This window comes from Sphingomonas sp. (assembly GCF_036387595.1).
Classification (GTDB): Bacteria; Pseudomonadota; Alphaproteobacteria; order Sphingomonadales; family Sphingomonadaceae; genus Sphingomonas.
In genome coordinates this window covers 1-2,833 of record NZ_DASVTL010000083.1, presented here as the reverse complement: position 1 = coordinate 2,833, position 2,833 = coordinate 1, and the positions used below count along the sequence as shown (strand labels likewise).

General features: G+C 64.6%; 4 protein-coding genes. 1 reads left to right on the top strand and 3 read right to left on the bottom strand.

Going from position 1 to position 2,833, the window contains the following annotated elements:
* The coding region (locus tag VF643_RS08810) for a 2-hydroxyacid dehydrogenase (RefSeq protein ID WP_331043013.1) at positions 1–604 on the top strand (604 nt) is incomplete at its 5' end.
* A 132-nt stretch (positions 605–736) separates the two neighbouring features.
* On the opposite strand, the gene VF643_RS08805 is transcribed toward VF643_RS08810, so the two are convergent.
* From VF643_RS08805 to VF643_RS08795, 3 genes are all read right to left on the bottom strand, one after another.
* On the bottom strand, positions 737–1,057 hold the full coding sequence (locus VF643_RS08805; protein ID WP_331043012.1) for a type II toxin-antitoxin system RelE/ParE family toxin: 321 nt from the start codon (positions 1,055–1,057) through the stop codon (positions 737–739).
* A complete protein-coding gene (locus VF643_RS08800; RefSeq protein WP_331043011.1) occupies positions 1,050–1,304 on the bottom strand; it encodes an addiction module antitoxin in 255 nt (84 codons plus the stop codon). The genes VF643_RS08805 and VF643_RS08800 overlap by 8 nt, the downstream gene beginning before the upstream one ends.
* A gap of 61 nt (positions 1,305–1,365) precedes the next feature.
* Complete coding sequence (locus tag VF643_RS08795) at positions 1,366–2,769, bottom strand: NAD(P)H-dependent flavin oxidoreductase (RefSeq protein ID WP_331043010.1); 1,404 nt, start codon at positions 2,767–2,769, stop codon at positions 1,366–1,368.
* Between the last annotated feature and the right edge of the window lie 64 nt (positions 2,770–2,833).

The window sequence follows — 2,833 nt, the reverse complement described above, 5'->3', positions numbered from 1 at the left end:
GCTGGTGCGGTCGGGACAGTGGAAGGGCTGGAGCCCCGGCGGGATGCTCGGCCACCGCATCGGCGGCAAGGCGCTCGGCATCGTCGGCATGGGGCGGATCGGCCAGGCGGTGGCGCTGCGCGCGCGCGCGTTCGGGCTGTCGATCCATTATCACAATCGCAACCGCCTGCCCGCGGTGCTGGAGGCGCAGCTCGCCGCGACGTGGCACCCGTCGCTCGACGGAATGCTGGCGGCGGTCGATATCCTGACCATCCACACCCCGCGCAACGCCGATAGCGAGAATTTGCTGGACCGCCGCCGCATCGCCCTGCTGCGGCCGAACGTCTATCTGATCAACGCCAGCCGCGGCGGGATCGTCGACGAGGAAGCACTGGTCGACGCGCTGGAGGCCGGGCGGCTCGCCGGCGCCGGCCTCGACGTCTGGACCCACGAGCCGCAGATCGACCCGCGCCTGCTCGCGCTGCCGAACGTCGTCATGACCCCGCACATGGGCTCCGCCACTTACGAAGGTCGCGTCGCATCGGGGGAGAAGGTGATCCTCAACATCCGGATGTGGGCCGACGGCCACCGCCCGCCGGATCAGGTGCTGGAGGGGTGGGTTTAGTTTCGTCTTCGATCAGGACCGATCACCCTCACCCTTCCGCGGCTTTGCCACTCCCTCTCTCTCCCACAGGGAGAGGAAAAGACGCCGAAGGCGGCAAAGGGTGAGGCTGAGCATCTGTGATCTCAGCCGACGTTAGTTCCTTTCACCCAGCAGCTTACGAACCCGCTCCACCCTATGCATGCGCCCATGCAACACCGCGGCGATCCCGATCACGTCCGGCTCCAGCTTACGCCAGTAGACGAAATGGCTACGGTAAGTTCTTACATAGCCCTCGACCGGGAAGGTCGCAGGGATCATTCGGCCGGTCGCGCGGCCATCGGCGATATCCTGAAACAGATCGTAGAGTCCGCGGACATAAGCCTCCGCTTGAGCTTCGCCCCAGTGGTCGGCCGTGTAGATGTATATATCTTCTATCTGAACCGCGGCGGTATCGTCGATCCGGACTTTAGCCATGCATGCGGCGCTTGGCGCGGGCGATCACCTCGTCCGCGGTAACTTCCTTGTACGCACTGTCCGGTGTGGAAAACGCGCGGACGAGTTCGGCCTTCAGATCCTGAAAACGCTCCTCCTCGATCCGCGCAAGGTCGCGGCGGATAAGGTCGCGGACATATTCGCTGACATTCTCGTAACGCCCGTCGTCGCCGACGCTCTCGGCGACATGGTCGCCGAGCGATCCGGAAACCCGAACATTCAAGGTCATCGACTGCGGCATAGAACCTCCGTCCACAAGATGAGGGATTTTGTGGACGAAAACAACCCGATCAATCCCCCGTCAGGATCCGGTCCACCAGCTGCTTCACGGTCGGCACGAACCCGTTCGAATAGAACGGATCGCGCTTGAAGTTGTACGCCGCGTGCCCCGCGAACATCAGGTTCTGGTCGATGTCGCCGCCATGCGCGATGTCCTGCAGCGTCTTCTGGATGCAGAAGGAGCGCGGATCGGCGAGGCGTCCGGTCGAGTTGGTCTCGGTGTCCGCCCAGCTCGAGAACGAGCATTGCGACAGGCAGCCCATGCAATCGGCCTGGTCCTTGCGGATCATGCCCTTTTCCTGCGGGCTGACGAAGACCAGCGTGTTGTCGGGCGTCTTCAGTGCGTCGGTGTGCCCCTCGCCGAACCATTGCCGGGCCAGCAGCAGGTCGTTGCGCGTCACCCAGAAGTTCTTGCCCTTCACCCCGACATCGAGCTGGAAGACGTGATCCCCCGCCTCCTGCGTCGAGAACGCGATCTGGCGGATCGAGCGGGCTTCCAGGCTGCGCAGAAACGGATTGCGGACCGCGCTCGAATAGAAGCCGGTCGGCGAGAATTTGTGCAGCAGCACCTCGCCTTCCTCGATCGTCGTCAGCCGGTCCTTCCAGCCTTGCGGGATCGGGCTTTCCTGGGTCAGCAGCGGGCGGGTGCCATATTGAAACGCGATCGCGCCCAATTCGGGGTTGTCGATCCAGTCGTTCCAGTCGCGCAGATACCAGACGCCGCCCGCCATCACGATCGGCACGTCGTCGGAAATGCCGCCCTCGCGCATCACCTCGCGCAGTTCCTTCACGCGCGGATACGGATCCTGCGGCTTCAACGGGTCCTCGGCGTTGGACAGGCCGTTATGCCCGCCCGCCAGCCATGGATCCTCATAGACCACCGCCGCCAACCATTCCGCGGCCTTCGAATAGGCGCGCTTCCACAATGCGCGGAATGCCCGGCCGGAGCTGATGATCGGCAGGTAATGGACGTTGTACGACGCCGCGATCTCACTCAGCTTGTACGGCATGCCGGCGCCGCAGGTGACCCCGGCGACCATCCCGCGGGTGCGTTCGAGCACGCCGTGCAGCACGCGCTGCGCCCCGCCCATTTCCCACAACACGTTGATGTTGATCGCGCCGCGGCCGCCCGAGATGTCGAACGCGCGCTTGACCTGCTGGACCGCGCCTTCGATCGCGTATTCGACCAGTTCCTCGTGGCGTTCGCGGCGGGTAAGCGCGCGATAGACCTGCGGAATGATCTTGCCTTCGGGATCGTAGCTGTCGGCGTTGACGGCGGACACGGTGCCGATGCCGCCCGCGGCGGCCCAGGCACCGGCGGACGCGTGATTGGTCGCCGCGACGCCCTTGCCGCCTTCGACGAGCGGCCAGACCTCGTGGCCATTGTACAGGATCGGCTTCAGGCCCTTGAACACGGCGTCGCATACCCCTTTGGCGAAAACACGCTTTGCTATAGCGCCTGGATGCCGGGTTGCGAGC

Coding starts and splice junctions, on each gene's coding strand:
- VF643_RS08805 (WP_331043012.1), bottom strand. CDS start 1,057: ATGGCTAAAGTCCGGATCGACGATACCGCCGCGGTTCAGATAGAAGAT.
- VF643_RS08800 (WP_331043011.1), bottom strand. CDS start 1,304: ATGACCTTGAATGTTCGGGTTTCCGGATCGCTCGGCGACCATGTCGCC.